This is a genomic window from Amycolatopsis acididurans, from assembly GCF_012328925.1.
Classification (GTDB): domain Bacteria; phylum Actinomycetota; class Actinomycetes; order Mycobacteriales; family Pseudonocardiaceae; genus Amycolatopsis_E; species Amycolatopsis_E acididurans.
On sequence record NZ_JAAXLS010000004.1, the window covers coordinates 49,433 to 66,865 of the forward strand.

Annotated in this window: 17 protein-coding genes and 1 pseudogene; 12 read left to right on the forward strand and 6 right to left on the reverse strand. The window is 70.5% G+C overall.

Features of this window, described 5'->3' with window-relative positions; all coding sequences use genetic code 11:
- Positions 1–27 precede the first annotated feature (27 nt).
- Positions 28–1,500, forward strand: coding sequence for a tRNA (N6-isopentenyl adenosine(37)-C2)-methylthiotransferase MiaB (gene miaB, locus HFP15_RS08610; RefSeq protein ID WP_168513372.1), 1,473 nt, complete (start codon positions 28–30; stop codon positions 1,498–1,500).
- Positions 1,497–1,976 (forward strand): Rv2732c family membrane protein, encoded by a 480-nt coding sequence (locus HFP15_RS08615; protein ID WP_168513374.1) that lies wholly within the window; start codon positions 1,497–1,499, stop codon positions 1,974–1,976. The genes miaB and HFP15_RS08615 overlap by 4 nt, the downstream gene beginning before the upstream one ends.
- A 7-nt stretch (positions 1,977–1,983) precedes the next feature.
- On the opposite strand, the gene HFP15_RS08620 is transcribed toward HFP15_RS08615, so the two are convergent.
- Complete coding sequence (locus tag HFP15_RS08620) at positions 1,984–2,874, reverse strand: LysR family transcriptional regulator (RefSeq protein ID WP_168513376.1); 891 nt, start codon at positions 2,872–2,874, stop codon at positions 1,984–1,986.
- A gap of 101 nt (positions 2,875–2,975) precedes the next feature.
- Between HFP15_RS08620 and HFP15_RS08625 the strand changes: the two genes are divergently transcribed.
- Positions 2,976–4,163: an MFS transporter gene (locus HFP15_RS08625; RefSeq protein WP_168513378.1), complete on the forward strand. Its 1,188-nt coding sequence runs from the start codon at positions 2,976–2,978 to the stop codon at positions 4,161–4,163.
- Between the two features lie 38 nt (positions 4,164–4,201).
- On the opposite strand, the gene HFP15_RS08630 is transcribed toward HFP15_RS08625, so the two are convergent.
- Positions 4,202–4,864 carry a FadR/GntR family transcriptional regulator gene (locus tag HFP15_RS08630; RefSeq protein WP_168513380.1) on the reverse strand — a complete coding sequence of 221 codons (663 nt, stop codon included), beginning with the start codon at positions 4,862–4,864 and terminating at the stop codon, positions 4,202–4,204.
- Positions 4,865–5,011: 147 nt separating this feature from the next.
- Between HFP15_RS08630 and HFP15_RS08635 the strand changes: the two genes are divergently transcribed.
- From HFP15_RS08635 to HFP15_RS08645, 3 genes are read left to right on the forward strand one after another with little or no spacing between them, the layout of a single operon-like run.
- On the forward strand, positions 5,012–5,896 hold the full coding sequence (locus tag HFP15_RS08635) for a fumarylacetoacetate hydrolase family protein (RefSeq protein WP_168513382.1): 885 nt from the start codon (positions 5,012–5,014) through the stop codon (positions 5,894–5,896).
- Between the two features lie 18 nt (positions 5,897–5,914).
- On the forward strand, positions 5,915–6,676 hold the full coding sequence (locus HFP15_RS08640; RefSeq protein WP_210716953.1) for an alpha/beta fold hydrolase: 762 nt from the start codon (positions 5,915–5,917) through the stop codon (positions 6,674–6,676).
- A 33-nt stretch (positions 6,677–6,709) separates the two neighbouring features.
- The gene (locus HFP15_RS08645; protein ID WP_168513386.1) at positions 6,710–7,942 is read left to right on the forward strand and encodes a metal-dependent hydrolase family protein; all 1,233 of its coding nucleotides are present in this window, start codon (positions 6,710–6,712) and stop codon (positions 7,940–7,942) included.
- A 44-nt stretch (positions 7,943–7,986) separates the two neighbouring features.
- On the opposite strand, the gene HFP15_RS08650 is transcribed toward HFP15_RS08645, so the two are convergent.
- Positions 7,987–9,291 carry a DUF349 domain-containing protein gene (locus tag HFP15_RS08650; protein WP_168513388.1) on the reverse strand — a complete coding sequence of 435 codons (1,305 nt, stop codon included), beginning with the start codon at positions 9,289–9,291 and terminating at the stop codon, positions 7,987–7,989.
- Positions 9,292–9,517: 226 nt separating this feature from the next.
- Between HFP15_RS08650 and HFP15_RS08655 the strand changes: the two genes are divergently transcribed.
- From HFP15_RS08655 to dapF, 3 genes are read left to right on the forward strand one after another with little or no spacing between them, the layout of a single operon-like run.
- Positions 9,518–10,198 carry a class III extradiol dioxygenase subunit B-like domain-containing protein gene (locus HFP15_RS08655; protein WP_168513390.1) on the forward strand — a complete coding sequence of 227 codons (681 nt, stop codon included), beginning with the start codon at positions 9,518–9,520 and terminating at the stop codon, positions 10,196–10,198.
- Entirely contained in the window at positions 10,195–11,097 is a 903-nt protein-coding gene (miaA, locus tag HFP15_RS08660) for a tRNA (adenosine(37)-N6)-dimethylallyltransferase MiaA (protein ID WP_168513410.1), read from the forward strand. The genes HFP15_RS08655 and miaA overlap by 4 nt, the downstream gene beginning before the upstream one ends.
- A gap of 9 nt (positions 11,098–11,106) precedes the next feature.
- A complete protein-coding gene (gene dapF / locus HFP15_RS08665) occupies positions 11,107–11,928 on the forward strand; it encodes a diaminopimelate epimerase (protein ID WP_168513412.1) in 822 nt (273 codons plus the stop codon).
- On the opposite strand, the pseudogene HFP15_RS08670 reads toward dapF, so the two are convergent.
- Positions 11,917–12,126, reverse strand: a pseudogene (locus HFP15_RS08670) (MFS transporter); the annotation flags it as partial. The gene dapF and the pseudogene HFP15_RS08670 sit on opposite strands and share 12 nt — an antisense overlap.
- 336 nt (positions 12,127–12,462) lie before the next feature.
- Between HFP15_RS08670 and hflX the strand changes: the two are divergent.
- Both hflX and HFP15_RS08680 read left to right on the forward strand, forming a co-directional pair.
- The gene (hflX, locus tag HFP15_RS08675) at positions 12,463–13,896 is read left to right on the forward strand and encodes a GTPase HflX (RefSeq protein WP_168513414.1); all 1,434 of its coding nucleotides are present in this window, start codon (positions 12,463–12,465) and stop codon (positions 13,894–13,896) included.
- 24 nt (positions 13,897–13,920) lie between these two features.
- Positions 13,921–14,934: a hypothetical protein gene (locus HFP15_RS08680; RefSeq protein ID WP_376768863.1), complete on the forward strand. Its 1,014-nt coding sequence runs from the start codon at positions 13,921–13,923 to the stop codon at positions 14,932–14,934.
- On the opposite strand, the gene HFP15_RS08685 is transcribed toward HFP15_RS08680, so the two are convergent.
- Both HFP15_RS08685 and lexA read right to left on the reverse strand, forming a co-directional pair.
- A complete protein-coding gene (locus HFP15_RS08685) occupies positions 14,931–15,737 on the reverse strand; it encodes a VOC family protein (protein WP_168513416.1) in 807 nt (268 codons plus the stop codon). The two genes, HFP15_RS08680 and HFP15_RS08685, sit on opposite strands and share 4 nt — an antisense overlap.
- 3 nt (positions 15,738–15,740) lie before the next feature.
- Complete coding sequence (gene lexA / locus HFP15_RS08690; RefSeq protein ID WP_168513418.1) at positions 15,741–16,466, reverse strand: transcriptional repressor LexA; 726 nt, start codon at positions 16,464–16,466, stop codon at positions 15,741–15,743.
- A 260-nt stretch (positions 16,467–16,726) separates the two neighbouring features.
- Between lexA and HFP15_RS08695 the strand changes: the two genes are divergently transcribed.
- A complete protein-coding gene (locus HFP15_RS08695; protein ID WP_168513420.1) occupies positions 16,727–17,188 on the forward strand; it encodes a LysM peptidoglycan-binding domain-containing protein in 462 nt (153 codons plus the stop codon).
- The last annotated feature ends 245 nt before the right edge of the window (positions 17,189–17,433 follow it).

The window sequence follows — 17,433 nt, forward strand, 5'->3', positions numbered from 1 at the left end:
GATCGCCCAGGTTTACCCTGGTAGCCGATGAACACGGCAGATGTCGAGAGAACTTACCAAATCCGCACGTTCGGGTGTCAAATGAACGTGCACGACTCCGAGCGCCTCGCCGGGCAGCTGGAGCAGGCGGGCTACGTGCCCGCGCCCGAGGGCGGTGCGCCCGATCTCGTCGTGTTCAACACCTGCGCGGTCCGCGAGAACGCCGACAACAAGCTGTACGGCACGCTCGGCCACCTGCGCCCCGCCAAGGATGCGAATCCCGGCATGCAGATCGCCGTCGGCGGCTGCCTCGCGCAGAAGGACCGCGGCGAGATCGTCAAGCGTGCGCCGTGGGTCGACGTCGTGTTCGGCACCCACAACCTCGGCTCGCTGCCGGTTCTGCTCGAGCGCGCCCGGCACAACGCCGAGGCCGAGGTCGAGATCCTCGAATCGCTGGAGACCTTTCCCTCCACGCTGCCCGCCCGCCGCGACTCGGCCTACTCGGGCTGGGTGTCGATCTCGGTGGGCTGCAACAACACCTGCACGTTCTGCATCGTCCCGGCGCTGCGCGGCAAGGAACGTGACCGCAGGCCCGGCGAGATCCTGGCGGAGGTCGAGGCGCTGGTCGCCGAGGGCGTGCTCGAGGTGACCCTGCTGGGCCAGAACGTCAACTCCTACGGCGTCGAGTTCGGCGACCGGCTCGCGTTCGGCAAGCTGCTGCGGGCCTGCGGATCGGTCGACGGGCTGGAGCGCGTGCGGTTCACCTCGCCGCATCCGGCCGCGTTCACCGAGGACGTCATCGACGCGATGGCCGAAACGCCGAACGTGTGCCACCAGCTGCACATGCCGCTGCAGTCCGGTTCCGACCGCGTGCTCAAGGAAATGCGGCGCTCCTACCGGTCGAGCCGCTATCTGTCCATTTTGGACAAGGTGCGGGCGGCGATGCCGGACGCGGCCATCACCACAGACATCATCGTCGGCTTCCCCGGCGAGACCGAGGAGGACTTCCAGGCGACGCTGGACGTGGTGCGCGAGGCGCGGTTCTCCAGCGCGTTCACGTTCCAGTACTCCAAGAGGCCCGGCACTCCGGCCGCCGGAATGGACGGCCAGCTGCCCAAGCAGGTCGTGCAGGAACGCTACGACCGGCTCGTCGAGCTGCAGAACGACATCGCCTGGCAGGAGAACAGGAAACTCGTCGGACGCAAGGTCGAGCTGCTGGTCGCCACCGGCGAGGGCCGCAAGGACGCCGAGACGCGGCGGATGAGCGGCCGCGCCCGCGACGGGCGGCTGGTGCACTTCACGCCGGCCGGCCCGGCCGTCGACCGCGGCATCCGGCCCGGCGACATCGTGGAAACCGTCGTCACCTACGGCGCCCCGCACCACCTCGTGGCGGACGGGGACGTCGTCGCGCACCGGCGCACGCGCGCCGGCGACAACGTGGAGGCCGGGCTGCGGCCGAAGACCGACGGCGTCAGCCTCGGGCTGCCGTCCTTCGGTAAACCCGCCGGGAGGAACTCATGAACGACGTGCCCAACGGCAACGGAACCGACCTCGACCGGCTGGCCGAGGACGTCGACACCGTCGTCACCAAGGCCTCGCGCACCGTGGAGCTGGGGCGCCGGGGATTCGTGCTCTCGATCCTGGTGTTCGTGCTGATCGTCGGGCAGATCCTGCCGTGGGTCGGCGATCACGTCGGCTGGCAGGTGCTGTTCGGCCAGGGCGGCCCGATCCCGCAGTTGTTCGCGGCCACCTCCACCCTGATCGGCGTGCTGTGCTCGGTGCTCGCGCTGACCACCCGCCGCTGGTGGATGACGTGGGTCTGCGCGATCGGCGGCTGGTTCTCCTCGGTGGACGGCCTGCTTGCGATCTGGTCGCAGCAGTCCGGCGGCGGTAACAACGTCGCCGGCGCGGGGCCGGGCATCGGGATGATCGTCGCGCTGGCGGCGATGGTGCTGCTGGCGGGCAACTGGATGCGCACCGCCTTCTCGCGCACCTGACCCGTTGTTACGGCCGGTCGGGGAAATGGGCGGCCAGCGTGGTCGCCAGCTTGCGGAAGAGCCGTACGGACGGGCTCGTGTCGTCGGCGCGGGTGGCCAGCACGCTGTGCTCCCACGGCGCGTCCACCACGGGCACGCACACCGTTCCCGGCCAGTGGTAGTAGCGCTCGAAGGACTTCAGCGCCGACCCCGCGCCGCGGCCCGCCGACACGCTGGTGAGCACCTCGTGCGGGGTCACGGCGTGATCCGGGCCGCGCCTGGGCGGCTCCCCGCCGCGTGCCTCGGTGAAGTACAGGTAGTCGGTGAACGGCCGCGGCGTGTACGGCGGCACGGTCACGAACGGCAGTTCCAGCACGTCGGCGACCTCGAGCGCGGTGGCCTGGCCCAGCTCCGAACGCGCCGGCACCACGACGATCCGCTGTTCTCGCGTGAGCACGTCGACGGCGATGCGCTCGTCGGACACGGCGGGCCGCACGAACGCCACGTCCACCCGGCAGGCCAGCAGCGCGCTGGTGTGCTCGGTGAAGGTCAGTGGTTCGAGCACCAGCCGCGTCTCCGGGCTGGCCTGGCGGAACGCGTTGATGACGGCCGGGGTCAGCTCCGCCGAGCCGTGGCCCATCACGCCGATCCGCAGGGTGTCGGTGACGGGTTCGTTCGCGACGTCGTCGAGCGCGGTGTTCACCGCGTCGAGCAGTGCGCGGGCGTGCCGCGCGAACCGTTCCCCGGCGGGGGTCAGCGAGACGGGGTTACGGTTGAACAGCTCCGCGCCGACCTCGCGTTCGAGGCGCTGGATGTGCGCGGTCAGCGCCGACGGCGACAGGAACAGCCGGGCGGCCGCGCGGCCGAAGTGTCGTTCCTCGGCCACCGCGAGAAACGACGAAAGCCGACGGAGGTCCACGGTTGTCGACGGTACGACGCGGGGGCAAGCGCAGGCCAATCTCGTTCGGGAAACGTGAACGGGCGTACCGCCAGGGTCGTGGCGTGGCCTCTAATGGCGACATGCTCGTAGCACAGGGGCAGCAGGTGGAGACGAGGCTCGGCTGGCTGCGCGCGGCGCTGCTGATGGCGGCCGCGGGATGGGGCGCCAACCAGTTCTCGCCGTTGCTCGGCGCGTACCGGGCGGAGCTCGCCCTGTCGGCGACGACCGTGACCGGGCTGTTCGCGATCTATGTCGCGGGCATGATTCCCGGGCTGCTGCTGGGCGGGCCGGGCGCGGACGCGTTCGGACGGCGCCCGGCGATGCTCGGGGCGGTCGGGGTGTCGCTGTTGTCGACGGTGGCCCTGATGGGGGACCAGACCGTGCTGCTGGGCGTGGGCCGGTTCGGCTCGGGCGTGGCGACCGGTGCCGTGCTCGCCGCGGGCAGTACGTGGGTCAAGGAGCTGTCGCAGCCGCCCTACGATCCGCACGCGCTGCCGGGTGCGGGCGCGCGGCGGGCGAGCCTGCTGCTGTCGGCAGGATTCGGCGTCGGCGGCCTGGTCGCGGCGGTGCTGGCGCAGTGGATCAGCCTGGCCGCCGCGTACGTGCCGCATCTCGTGCTGTCCGTGGTGGCGATCGCCTTCGCGTGGGCATTGCCGGAGACGCGGTCGGGGAAGCCTGCGCGGCGCGGCCCGATCGGTCTGCGGGATCCGCGGTTCCGGCGGCTGGTCGTGCCGGTCGCGTTGTGGGTGTTCGCCGCGCCCAGTACCGGGTTCGCGGTGTTGCCGAGCCTGGTGGAGCGCGGCCTCGCCGGTTACGAGACCGCGTTCGCCGGGCTGGCCATCGCGGCCGTGCTCGGCGCCGGGTTGCTGATTCAGCCGGTGGGGCGGCGGCTCGCCGAGCGCGGCGTGCTGGTGGTCGCGGTGACCGGGCTGGGGTCGGTGGCCGCGGGCATGCTCGTCGGCGCGCTGGCGGCATGGTCGGGGCAGCCGCTGGTCGCGCTCGTCGCGGACCTGTTGCTCGGCGTCGGATACGGGCTGTGCGTGACGTTCGGGCTGACCGAGATCGGCAAGATCGCGCCGCCGTCCGGACTGGCCAGGCTCTCGTCGATCTACTGGGCGCTGACCTACGTCGGGTTCTGCGCGCCGTACGTGTTCTCGTTGCTCAGCCACGTGGCCCTGCCGCCGGTGATTCTCGGTGTGGCGGGCGGGCTGGCCGCTCTTACCGGTGTGTACGTGCTGGTTCGCGGATCGGCTTATCGCTATACCTGATGGTGATCTGACAGCGACATTGCCGTTATCCGCGGTCTTCAGGTGCGGCCGAGAAGGGTGTCGGCGACGTGCTGGAGGTGCCGGCGCATCGCGTCCCCGGCGCCTTCGGGATCGCGGTCGCGGAGCGCGTCGACGATGTCGGTGTGTTCACGGTGGTAGCAGGCCCGCAGTTCCGGTGTCGAGGTGCGGCGTTTGAGATTGCCCCACACCGGAAGTGAGCGGGCGGTGTTCATGAGCTCGAACATGTTCATGAGCAGCCCGTTGTGTGCCGCGGTGGCGATCGCGCGGTGCAGGGTGGCGTCCCAGCGTTCGAAGCCCTCGAAGTCCCCGGCCGCGCCACCGCCGCCGAGGGCGGCGGTGATGCGGTCCAGGTCGGCCTGTGTCGCGACGCGGGCGGCGAGCGTGGCGACCTGCGGTTCGAGCAGTTGCCGGACCTGCATGATCTCGGCCGGGCTGGTGTTGGCGGGGGCGCCCTCGACCTGGGAAATGACGGCGTCGGTGAGGAACGTTCCGCGACCGACGTGACGCTCCACGAGGCCGTCACGTTCGAGGGCTTCCAGTGCGCGACGGACGGCGCTGCGCGGCGCGGCGAGCCGCTCGACCAGGTCCCGTTCGGTGGGCAGCTTCGCGCCGGGGCTGAGCGTGCCGTCGCGAGTGCCCGCGGAGACCAGGGCGCGCAGGGATCGCTCGACCGTCGTCATGCGCCGATCATACCCCACGCGAGATGACCAATTAAGACCAATAAAGCCAGATCGAACCAGATGTTTCCCTGCTCTCGACACGTGATCCTCGAGAGCGTACGGTCATCCTGGTCAGACTTGGTAGAAATTGGTCAGGATTGGTTCGGGATGAAGCTGGTGACCTTCTCCGCGGGAGCGGGGGACCGGATCGGCGTCGCCGACGCCGGGAGCGGTGTGGTGCGCGACGTGAGTGAGCTGCTTCCGGCCGGGGCAGGTGTGCTCGACGTCGTGGCGGGATGGGACGAGCTGGGGCCCGTGCTGACGCAACAGAGCGCCGCGCTGCCGGCCGTCCCGTTGACGTCGGTGCGATTGCGGGCCCCGATCCCGGTGCCGCGGCGCAACGTCTTCTGCGTGGGCAAGAACTATCGCGAGCACGTGGCGGAGTTCGGGCGCAGCGGCTACGACACGCCGAGTCGATCCGAGGACCTGCCGGACAAGCCGATCGTGTTCTCCAAGGCGACCACATCGGTGACCGGCCCGTTCGACGATGTCTTGCCGCATCACGGCGTGACGAGCGAACTGGACTACGAGGGCGAACTCGCGGTGATCATCGGCCGAGGGGGCAGGGCGATCAGCAGGGAGGACGCGTTCGCGCACGTGTGGGGCTACACGATCGTCAACGACGTGACCGCGCGCGACCTGCAGCGCGACCACAAGCAGTGGCTGCTGGGCAAGTCGCTGGACACGCACTGCCCGATGGGCCCGTACGCGGTGACCGCCGACGAGATCCCCGACGTGGCCGGGCTGGAGCTGGAAACCACCGTCAACGGGCAGACCCGGCAACTGGCACCGGTCAAGGACCTGATCTTCGACATCCCGGAGCTGATCGCGACGTTGTCGGCGGGGATCACGCTGCTGCCCGGCGACATCATCGCGACCGGCACGCCCGCCGGAGTCGGCATCGGCTTCGAGCCGCCGCAGTTCCTGCGCAGCGGCGACGTCGTCGAGGTCTCGATCACCGGGCTCGGCCGGCTCCGCAACCGGATCGCCTGACAGGAAAGGAGAATGCGCGTGAAGATCAACGGCACCGAACTGGGGGTCGAGACCGACGGGGACGGCCCGGCCGTGCTGATGGTGCACGGGCTCGGTGGCACGTCGAACTTCTACCAGGTGCAGGCCGACGCCCTGGCCGAGCGGTTCCGGGTGATCCGGGTCGATTCCGCGGGTGCCGGCCGCTCCGGCGTGCGCGACGGGATCAGCATCGAATCCCACGCCGACGACCTCGTCGCCGTGCTCGACGCGCTCGGCGTCACCTCCGCCGCGGTGGTCGCGCACTCGATGGGCACTCTCGTCGCGCGGACGCTCGCGGCACGCCATCCGGGACGGGTGCGCGCGCTCGCACTGCTGGGTGCGGTCGCCGAACCCGCCGACGCGGGCAGGCAGGCGCAGCGCGACCGCGCCGCCGTACTGCGCGAGCAGGGCACCGCCGCCGTCGCACCCGGCGTGGTGGCCAACGCCCTGTCCGCGGCGACCCGCCGTGACAAACCGGAAGTCGCCGCGTTCGTGCGGGAACTGGTGATGCGCCAGGACCCCGAGGGCTACGCCCGCAACTGCGAGGCCCTCGCCGGCGCCACCGATCCCGGTCCGGTCCCGGCCGATCTGCCGCTGCTTCTGGTCACCGGCACCGACGACAAGGTCGGGCCACCCGCGGTCAGTGAGGCGCTCGCCGCCGCGCACGGCGACGCGACGGTGACGATCCTGCCCGGCGTCGGCCACTGGACCGCACTCGAAGCCGCCCGCGACACCACCGACCAGCTGTCGAAATTCCTGTAACCACAACGAACCTCAACGACGAGGAGAACCGCCATGTCCGTCCCGGCGAACAAGACCCTGTTCCGCGACGTGTCTGTTCTGGACTCCACCGGCGCCGACCCGTACCGGGGTGACGTACTGATCGACCACGACCGCATCGTCGCCGTCGGCACCGTCGATGCCGGTGCCGCCGACAACGCCCGCGTGATCGAGGGCCGTGGCCGCACCCTCATGTCCGGATTGTGCGACGCGCACACGCATTTCACCTGGAACAACAGCGGTGACCTCGACGGCCTTGCCGCCCTGCCGGTGGAAGAACACCTGCTGTTCGCGATCGAGTCGGCTCGCTCCTACATCGACTCCGGCTACACCATGTGCCTCGGCGCGGCCTCCGCGAAGGACCGCCTCGACGTCGTCTGCCGCGACGTCATCAACGCCGGTCGTTTTCCCGGGCCGCGCTATCTGGCCAACGGGCCCGAAATCGCGGTCACCGGCGGCGAACTGGTCAAGGGCATCACCTGGTTCGCCGACGGGCCGGAGGAAATGCGCAAGACCGTGCGGCGGCTGATCGAAATCGGTGTGGACCAGATCAAGCTGTCCATGACCGGCGAGGAGATCACCGGCACAAAGCGTGCCGAGGACACCTACATGTCCGACGAGGAGGTCGCCGCCGCCGTCGCCGAGGCGCACCGCCGCGGCAAGCGCGTCTGCGCCCACGCGCGCAGCGCCGAAAGCGTCAAGATGTGCGTCCGCCACGGCGTCGACATCGTCTACCACGCCAGCTTCACCGACGACGAAGGCATGGACATGCTCGAAGCCGCCAAGGATCGGGTCTTCGTCGCACCCGGCGTCAACTGGCTGGTCGCGACCCTCTACGAGGCCGCCGACTTCGGTTATCCGCAGGAGGCCGCCGAAGCCGCGGGCTACAAACGGGAACTGGAGATGGCCACCGCCGCCATGATCGAAATGCACCGGCGCGGTATTCGCGTGCTGCCCGGCGGCGACTACGGTTTCGCCTGGACCCCGCACGGCACCTACGCCCGCGACCTGCAGCACTTCGTCGAACGCTTCGAGTTCACGCCGATGGAAGCGATCCTCGCCGCGACAGCGCAAGGCGGCGAGATCATGCTGCGGCCGGACGAGCTCGGCAAGGTCCAGCCCGGCTACCTCGCCGATCTGCTCCTCGTCGACGGCGACCCGCTCGCCGACATAACCGTCCTGCAGGACAAGGACAAACTGCACTACATCATGAAGGACGGCCGGTTCCACAAGGAAACCGCCGAGTGATGCGCGTTCCGGGACCGGCGCCTCGCGGCGCCGGTCCCGCCGTCTTACCGGTCCGCGACCGCCTGCTCGGCGGCCTGCATCCACTCACGCCACTGGGCGGCCTGCTCCTCGGCCTTCTTCGCCCGCCGTTCGTCGCCCGCGGCGCGCGCCTTCTCCGCCTGCGACTCGAACTGGGCGACCCGCTCGCGGAACTGGTTCACGCGCGCCTGCGCCTCCGGGTCGGTGCGGCGCCACCGCCGGTCCTCGACCTCGCGGATCCTGTCCTGCACCGCCCGCAACCGGCCGTCCAGCTCCCGGATCCGCTCGCGCGGCACCTTGCCGACCTCGTCCCACTGCTCCTGCAGCCTGCGCAGGTGCGCCTTCGCGGCGTCGAGGTTGGCCGACGGGTCGAGCTTCTCGGCCTCGGCGAGCAGCTCCTCCTTCTTCGTGGCGTTCTGCGCGAACTCCGCGTCCCGCTCGTTGAACACCGCCGAACGCCGCGCGAAGAACTTGTCCTGCGCGGCTCGGAAACGCTGCCACAACGCGTCGTCGGTCTCCTTCGGAGCGCGGCCCGCGGCCTTCCACTCCGACATGAGTTCCTTGTACCGGCCCGCCGTCGGGCCCCACTCCGTCGAGTCGACCAGCGACTCGGCCTCGGCGATCAGCTCTTCCTTGCGGGACTTCGCCGCGGCGCGCTGCTTGTCCAGCTCCGCGAAGTGCGAACCACGCCGGCGGTTGAACGACTCACGCGCCTTGGAGAACCGCTTCCACAGCTCGTCGTCGGTCTTGCGGTCGACGCCCTTGATGGTCTTCCACTCGTCGAGAATCGAGCGCAGCCGGTCGCCCGCCGCCTTCCACTGGGTCGATTCGGCGGCGATCTGCTCGGCCTCCTCGGCCAGCGCCTGCTTGCGCCCGATCGCGGCGGACCGGGCTTCCTCGCGCTCGTGCTTGGCGTCGGCCAGCGCGCGCTCGGCGTGCGACACGATCTGGTCGAGCCGGGCGCCGAGCGCGGCCAGGTCGCCGACGACGGCCGCGTCGGCGAGGCTGTCCCGCAGCTGGGTGGCGGTGCTCAGCGCGTGCTTCGGATCGCCGGCGCCCGAGTTGAGCCGGGTCTCCAGCAGCTCGACCTCGGTGCGCAGATCGTCGAATCGCCTGGCGTAGTGCAGCAGTCCTTCCTCGGCGGTACCCGCCTGCCAGACCCCTACGGTGCGCTCCCCGTCCGCAGTCCGGACGTAGACGTTGCCCTCCTCGTCAACCCGGCCCCACTTGGACGGGTGCGGTTCGGCCGGGGGCACCGGCGGCGCGGCCGGTGCGTGCGCATGCGGCATCTTGTGCGGCGCCGGGGTGCCGGTCTCTGTCTCGTCGGCCATCGCAGGCTCCTTATGCCTGTCGGCCCGCCGCGGTGGCGGGCGCCCCACCTGTGGGTGGGGCCGGGTGGTGCGGGTGTCGAACTCGTCGGGGTGTTCCGACCCCCTCGCCGCATTGAAGCAGTTCAGCGCGGCTTGTGGTACTCGGTGCGGCGGTTGGAGCGGGTGATTCTACTGCCCGGGGCTGTGGGAGCGGTGTGATCACCTGCGCCCGGTAACCTCGACCAGTGTGATCACGCATGCCGTCGTGGTGCCACACGCCCCGCTGCTGGTGCCCGAAATCTCGCCGGGGCCCGCCCCGGAACTCGCCGCGCTGCGGGAGGCGTGCTCGTCCGCCGTCCGCCGTCTCGGTGATCGGTGGGTCGCTGTGGGTGCCCACTCCGACAACCTGATCGTGGGACCCGCCGTCGCCGGTTCGTTCCGCGGTTATGGCGTCGACCTGCGGGTTGGCCTTTCGGAGGGTGATCACGACGAGCAGGTGCTGCCGCTGCCCGCGCTGATCGGGGGCTGGCTGCGCGAGGTGGCCGGTGCGGCGGAGGTGCAGGCGCGGCTGGTCGCCGACGACACCGGACCGGCGGACTGCGCGCGGATCGGCGCCGAGCTCGCGGACCGAGAGGGTGTCGGACTGCTCGTGCTCGGCGACGGGTCGAACCGGCACGGACCCAAATCTCCCGGCAGCGAGGACGAGCGCGCTCCGGGTTTCGACGAGGCGATAGCCAAGGCGCTGGCCAGGGCCGACAGCGAGGCGCTGCTGGCGGTCGACCCGGCGCTGGCCGGCGAGCTGGGCGCGGGCGGCCGGGTGCCGTGGCAGGTGCTGGCCGGCACCGGTGGCGGCTGGCAGGGCGAGCTGCTCTACTCGGCCGCGCCCTTCGGCGTCGGCTACCACGTGGCCGTCTGGGAGCGCGGATGAGGACCGCCATCGCCGTCGTCGGGCCCACCGCCACCGGCAAGTCCGAGCTGGCCGTGCGGCTGGCGCTCCAGCTGGGCGGCGAGGTGGTCAACGCCGACGCGATGCAGCTCTACCGCGGGATGGACATCGGCACCGCCAAGGTCACGGCCGAGGAACGGCGTGGTGTTCCGCATCACCTGCTCGACGTGCTGGAGGTGACCGAGACGGCCTCGGTCGCCGCCTATCAGCGCGACGCGCGTGCGGTCATCGAGCGGCTGCTCGCCGCGGGAAAGGTGCCGGTGCTCGCGGGTGGTTCCGGGCTCTACGTCCAGGCGGTGCTCGACGATTTGCGCTTCCCCGGCACCGATCCGGCCGTTCGCGCCCGGCTGGAGGCCGAGGCCACGCAGATCGGGCCGGTCGAGATGCACGCCCGGCTGCGGAGCCTGGACCCGGTGGCGGCCGAGGCGATTCTGCCGTCGAACACGCGCCGGATCGTGCGCGCGCTGGAGGTCATCGAGATCACCGGCGAGCCGTTCTCCGCATCGATGCCCAAACCGGGTCCTGCTCGCTATGGAACCGTAATGATCGGCATCGACCGCGACGTCGAGGAGCTGGACCGGCGCGTGGACACCCGCGTCGACCGCATGTTCGCGGCCGGTCTGGTGGACGAGGTGCGCGCGCTGATCGGCAGGGGACTGCGGGAAGGTAAAACGGCGTCGCGGGCGCTGGGCTACCAGCAGGTGCTCGAGGCGCTCGACGCTGATTCGGACTTCGACGCGGCGGCCGCGGCGACGAAACAGGCCACGCGCCGATTCGTTCGCAGGCAACGATCCTGGTTCCGCCGGGACGGCCGGATCCACTGGTTCTCGGGAAACGATCACGATGTGGCCGAGCGGGTGCTGTCCGTGGCGGGCCAGTAGGCTGATCGTGTGGCAATCGAGTTCCTCAAAGGGCATGGCACACAGAACGACTTCGTGCTGCTGCCCGATCCCTCCGCGCGTCTCGAGCTGACGCCGGGCCGGATCGCCGCACTGTGCGACCGGCAGCGCGGGCTCGGTGCCGATGGTGTGCTCCGGGTGGCCCGCGCCGAGGCGCTGGGACTGCCCTCGGCGGGCGAGTGGTTCATGGACTACTACAACGCCGACGGGTCCGTGGCGGAGATGTGCGGCAACGGGATGCGGGTGTTCGCCCGCTACCTGACGGATGCGGGCCTTGCCGAGGGGCCGGAGTTCGTGGTCGGCAGCCGGGCGGGCGACAAGCAGGTGATCGTGCATCCCGACGGCTCGGTCACCGTGCACATGGGACCCGCGACGATCACCGGCGCCTCGGTCGCGATCGTGTCCGGGCGGAACTTCTCCGGTGTCGCGGTGAACGTGGGCAACCCGCATCTGGTGTCCATTGTGGATGACGATGTGGCGGAGCTGGACCTGGGTGCGGAGCCCCGCTACGACAAGGACTTCTTCCCGGACGGGGTGAACCTGGAGTTCGTCAACCCGCTCGGCGAGGGTGCGCTGCGGATGCGCGTCTACGAGCGCGGCGTGGGCGAGACACGCTCCTGCGGGACGGGCACGGTGGCCGCGGTCGCCGCGGCGCTGCACCTCGCGGGCACCGACACCGGCGAGTCCACAGTGGATATTCCCGGCGGCAGGGTCACGGTGTCGATGAAGCGCGGCGAGGCGACGCTGACCGGGCCCGCCGAGTTCGTCGCGCGGGGTGAGCTGTTCGACGACTGGTGGGCGTCACACGGCTGACGCCGGCACGTCGCGCAGGGGGCGCCGCGGCACGAGCAGTGCGGCGCACGCGACCTACAACGTGCCGCGCACGCCGATCCACCCGCCCAGCGCACCGCCGAGCGGCATCGTGCCCCACACCACGAAGCGCACGGTCGCGTTCGTCCGGCCGAGCAGCCGGTCGGGGCAGCCGGCTTGCCGGTCGCTGACCTGGGCAAGTGCGACTATCTGACTTGCACAGGGAGGAGTTCGTCGTCTTCCCGCTGTTGGCACTACACGCTCCATGACTGCGAGGGAATGGCGACCGAAGCGGGGGCGAACGCGCTCGCCTCCGGAATACGGCTGCGCGTCATCCGGTTGACCTATGGGAAGACACGGGTTTTCTCGCGGCCCAGGAGGCCTACCTGGCCGAGGTCGCCGAGGTACCGGTCACCGACGTGCGACAGGCCCGCTCGAACACCGAGCGTGGCGGACGCACCGCCATCTATTTCGCGATCTACCCGAGCCGGTAATGAGTTCGGCTATCCACGCGAATCGTGGGACGATAAGAGGACGATGACAGAACTGACACACACGGACTTCTCCGACGACGACCCGTCCATCGGCGAACTGGAGCTCGAGGACCGCGCCTCGCTCCGCCGCGTCGCGGGCCTGTCCACCGAGCTCGCGGACATCACCGAGGTCGAATACCGGCAGCTCCGGCTGGAACGAGTCGTGCTGGTCGGCGTGTGGACCGAGGGCACCGCCGCCCAGTCGGAGGCGTCGCTGGCCGAACTGGCGCGCCTCGCCGAGACGGCGGGTTCCGAGGTGCTCGACGGGCTGGTACAGCGGCGCGACAAGCCGGATCCGGCTACCTACATCGGGTCGGGCAAGGTGCGCGAGCTGTTCGACATCGTGGCCTCCACCGGAGCCGACACGGTGATCTGCGACGGCGAGCTCTCGCCCGGCCAGCTGCGCAACCTGGAGCAGCGGCTCAAGGTCAAGGTGATCGACCGGACCGCGCTGATCCTGGACATCTTCGCCCAGCACGCCCGCTCCAAGGAGGGCAAGGCGCAGGTCGAGCTGGCGCAGCTGCAGTACCTGATCCCGCGGCTGCGCGGCTGGGGTGAATCGCTGTCCCGGCAGGCCGGTGGCCGTGCCGGTGGCGCGAACGGCGGCGTGGGCCTGCGTGGTCCCGGTGAGACCAAGCTGGAGACCGACCGCAGGCGCATCAACAAACGCGTGGCCAAGCTGCGCCGCGAGATCGCCGCGATGGACACCATCCGCGGCACCAAGCGGGGCCGCCGCGTCGCCAACGAGGTGCCCAGCGTCGCGATCGTCGGTTACACCAACGCGGGCAAGTCGAGCCTGCTCAACGCCATCACCGGCGCCGGGGTGCTGGTGGAGAACGCGCTGTTCGCCACCTTGGACCCGACGACCCGCCGCAGCACCACGCCGGACGGGCGCACGTACACGCTGACCGACACCGTCGGTTTCGTGCGGCACCTGCCGCACCAGCTGGTCGACGCGTTCAGGTCCACGCTGGACGAGGCGGCCGACGCCGATCTGCTGCTGCACGTCGTGGACGGCTCGGACCCGGCTCCCGAGGAGCAGGTCAACGCCGTGCGCGAGGTGCTCGCCGAGATCACCCGCCGCCGGTCCGAACCGCTGCCGCCCGAGCTGATCGTGATCAACAAGGCGGACGCGGCCGACGAGCTGTCGCTGGTCCGGATGCGGCACCTGCTACCCGACGCGATCGTGGTGTCGGCGCGCACCGGTCAGGGCATGTCCGAGCTGGTGCAGGCGCTGGCCGAGCGGCTGCCGCGGCCCGAGGTGAGCGTCGAGGCCCTGGTGCCCTACACCCGGGGCGAGCTGGTCGCGCGCGTGCACGCCGACGGCGAGGTGCTCACCGAGGAACATCTGGCCGAGGGCACCCGCCTGGTGGCCAAGGTGCGGCCCGAGCTGGCCTCGGCGCTCGAGGCATATGTCGTGAACGGGTCGCTTGCCTGATTCTCGGTAGCCTCGGCGGGTGTGATCCTCCGCCGCTGCGCGTCTCTCGTGGTGATCGTGCTGGGCCTCGCGTTGTGCGCGCCCCCGGCTACGGCGGCCGAGACGCCCGCGACCGTGTGCACGGTGACCGACAAGCGGATCACGGAGCTGTCCGGCCTGGTCAGCGACGGGCGGAACTGGTACGCGATCAACGACGGCGGCACCAGCGTGCAGGTGTTCGTGCTGGGTCGCGACTGCGTGGTGCAGCGCGTCATCACCAACTCGACCGATCCCTACGACGTCGAGGACCTCGCTCGGTCCCAGGACGGCACGCTGTGGCTGTCCGACACCGGCGACAACGACAAGAAACGGGACACGGTCGCGTTGCTCGCGGTGACGCCGCAGGGCAAGACGACCTTGTACCGGCTGACCTACCCCGACGGCGCGCACGACGCGGAAGCGTTGCTGCTCGACCGGAAGGGCACGCCGTACCTGGTGACGAAGAATCCCTTCGGGGACAGCGGGGTCTACCGTCCTTCCGGCGAGTTGCGCAGCCCGGGACCCACGCCACTGGAGCGCGTGGGCTCCCTCAGATTCAAGACCACCGACACACCGGGCGGACCCGTCGGCGGCTTCGGTTCCGTGCTGGTGACGGGCGGCGCGACGAGCGCGGACGGCACGGTGATCGCGCTGCGCACCTACACCGACGCGTACCTCTACCCCGCGCCGGACGGGGACGTGGCCGCGGCGCTCGGCCGGGACCCGGTGCGGATACCGCTGGCCGACGAACAGCAGGGCGAGGCCATCGCGTTCGAGCAGGACGGCACACTGCTGTCCGGGGGCGAGGGCACCGGCCGGCCGATCCGCGCGGTCAAGGGTGCGACGGCGCTGGTCACGCCGGCCACCACGGACGCGGCCCCCGGCGCGGGCGGGCAGGCCACCGGCAGTGAAACCGACAGCGGCGGTATGGAGGCGCTACCCGGCCTCCTGTTCGCGTTGTGCGTCGCGGGTGGTGCCGCCTTCGCCTGGACGAAACTGCGCGCCCGGCGCCGGGGCTAGCGCGTCCGCTGGACGATCTCGATACGGGCGCCTTGGGTGGCCGCGGTATCGAGAACCAGTGCGGGACCCTCCGTTGTGGACAGCGGCGTGGCCGGGACACCGCTCGCCGTGAGACTCGCCGCCGCCGAGGCCAGGTCCGGGACGGGCAACCGCAGCGCGTACAGCCGTTCCCGAGGGCCGAGCCCGGGATCGGCGAGACAGTCGAGCCGGTGGTCGCCGAAGTCGAGCGTGGTCGCGCGGGCGGCGCCCAGCGTGTCGTCGTGGGCGATGTCGCGGCCGGTCAGGCCGGCGAAGAACTCGCCCGCGGCGGCCGCGTCGGTGACCGCGAGGACGACCGTCGCCGGACCGGTGATGCCGAGCAGGTTACCGCCCGCGCCGACGTCCGGATCCCACTCCGGCTGCTCACGAGGATCGCCGGGGAAATGCTCGGCGGTCAGTTCGAGGCACAGCCCGTGAAGATCCTTCGGATGCAGGAAAACGTACCGGCCCGCCATCCGGTCGGTCACCCGGAAACCGCGCGCCGCCACGACTTCCTCCGCCTCGGCGAGGTCGGCCACCGTCCACTCCAGAGAGTGCCAGCTCGCGCCGAACCGGCCGATCCAGGAAGCGACGGGTGAATCCGGAGCGTCGGGGGAGAACACCTGCAGGCACGTCGAGCCGACGACGCTCAGCGCGTTGCGGCTGCCGGGCGTGCCGAACTCGCTGAAGACCTCGCCGCCGAGCGCGCGCCGATGCACCGCGAGTGCCGCGTCGTAGTCGGAGGTGTAGTGATTGACGTGGCCGTGCCGCGTGACGGTGAGCACCCGTCAGAGCCTACGCAGGACCGCGACCACCTTGCCGAGGATCGTCGCGTCGTTGCCGGGGATGGGCTCGTACGCCTCGTTGTGCGGCAGCAGCCAGACGTGCCCGCTCTTGCGCTTGAACGTCTTGACCGTCGCCTCGCCCTCGATCATCGCCGCGACGATCTCGCCGTTGTTGGCGGTGGGCTGCTGGCGCACCACGACCCAGTCACCGTCGGCGATCGCGGCCTCGATCATCGAGTCGCCGGCGACCTTGAGCAGGAACACCTCGCCCTCGCCGACGAGGTCCTTCGGCAGCGGGAAGACGTCCTCCACGGCCTGCTCGGCCAGCACCGGGCCACCGGCCGCGATCCGGCCGACGACGGGCACGTAGGCGGGCTGGGGCATGTTGTCCTCGGTGCGCCCGACGCGCGCGGCGCGTTCGGCGGCGGCGGTGAGCACGCCCACCGCACGCGGCCGGTTGGCGTCCCGGCGCAGATAGCCCTTGCGCTGCAACGTACGCAACTGATGCGACACCGACGAGGTGGACGTGAGTCCGACGGCCTCGCCGATCTCGCGGACGCTGGGCGGGTAGCCGAACCGGTCGACCCAGGCGCGGATGACCTCCAGCACCTGTTGCTGGCGGGGGCTGAGACCTTCCTCGACGTCTTCGGGTTCGGGAAGGGGATGCACGTCCCCGAACCGGCCGCCCGGCCTGCGCGGAATGTCCGCGGTCTCGTCGATCTCGGTCATCGGTACTGCCTCCCAGCTGTCAGTGAAACTCATGCTGTGCCGGGCCGCAGGACCTTCGCGACCGGCGCGTTTCGCCTCGTACTGGTCACCCACGGTAGTCCACCGGGCCACGAACATCAAACAACTGTTCGAGCGACACGCCGGACGGCTCTCGATTTTGTCAGACCCTGGTGGTACACATTCGCTCGAAGGTTCGATAGAACGAGTGTTCGACAGGGTGGCGCAGTGTCCGCCCTGGTCAGACCGCGAGGAGGCTTTCGATGACGGTTCTGCTGGACGGGCGGCCGGCCGCCGAAGGGGAGTTGCGTGAACGGGTGCGGGCGCGCCGTCGCCCCGCAGGAGAGATCCGGCGCCCGCCGACGAGGGCGCGTTATGTCGCCGGGCACCGGCGGCCCGCGGTGTCCGGATGCGGGCCGCGCCGGGTCATGCCGCGGTGGCCGTGGCTCGCCGCGGTGGGCATCGCGGTCGCGCTCGTTGTCACCGGACTGGGTGTTTTCGCCAACCAGATGCCGGGCGCCGCGGTTCCGGAGCGCACAGCCGTCGTCACCGTCGGCGATGGCCAGTCGCTGTGGGATGTGGCGCGCCAGTACGCGCCGGACGCCGACGCCGGTCAGGTCGTGGCGCGCATCCAGGCGCTGAACGACCTGCGTGACGCGAGCGTCGTGCCCGGCCTGCCGCTGACCGTTCCGATCGAAGCGCAGCCGTCCGGCGACGGTTCGTGACCTCTTGCCCGACCGGCTGCTGCGACACGTGCGTTCACCCCTCCGGGTTGCTTGCGCCCTGTCGGCGTGCGGCATACTCTCCACCGCTATATGTAGTAGTTACATGGCTGTAGTTGGTCCACAAGTTGGGGTAGACTAAAAGCGAGTTGTCCACAGCTGTTCGGTGTTCACCCACCGGATATCCACAAGATGATCACCAGGTCATCGCGAGCCCGGCCGTTGCGTGGCGGCGGGGAGCGGGTATC

Excerpts from the sequence above, each read along its gene's own strand:
- miaB (WP_168513372.1), top strand. The coding sequence starts at position 28 with ATGAACACGGCAGATGTCGAGAGAACTTACCAAATCCGCACGTTCGGG.
- HFP15_RS08615 (WP_168513374.1), top strand. The coding sequence starts at position 1,497 with ATGAACGACGTGCCCAACGGCAACGGAACCGACCTCGACCGGCTGGCC.
- HFP15_RS08625 (WP_168513378.1), top strand. The coding sequence starts at position 2,976 with ATGCTCGTAGCACAGGGGCAGCAGGTGGAGACGAGGCTCGGCTGGCTG.
- HFP15_RS08630 (WP_168513380.1), bottom strand. The coding sequence starts at position 4,864 with ATGACGACGGTCGAGCGATCCCTGCGCGCCCTGGTCTCCGCGGGCACT.
- HFP15_RS08635 (WP_168513382.1), top strand. The coding sequence starts at position 5,012 with ATGAAGCTGGTGACCTTCTCCGCGGGAGCGGGGGACCGGATCGGCGTC.
- HFP15_RS08645 (WP_168513386.1), top strand. The coding sequence starts at position 6,710 with ATGTCCGTCCCGGCGAACAAGACCCTGTTCCGCGACGTGTCTGTTCTG.
- HFP15_RS08650 (WP_168513388.1), bottom strand. The coding sequence starts at position 9,291 with ATGGCCGACGAGACAGAGACCGGCACCCCGGCGCCGCACAAGATGCCG.
- miaA (WP_168513410.1), top strand. The coding sequence starts at position 10,195 with ATGAGGACCGCCATCGCCGTCGTCGGGCCCACCGCCACCGGCAAGTCC.
- hflX (WP_168513414.1), top strand. The coding sequence starts at position 12,463 with ATGACAGAACTGACACACACGGACTTCTCCGACGACGACCCGTCCATC.
- lexA (WP_168513418.1), bottom strand. The coding sequence starts at position 16,466 with ATGACCGAGATCGACGAGACCGCGGACATTCCGCGCAGGCCGGGCGGC.
- HFP15_RS08695 (WP_168513420.1), top strand. The coding sequence starts at position 16,727 with ATGACGGTTCTGCTGGACGGGCGGCCGGCCGCCGAAGGGGAGTTGCGT.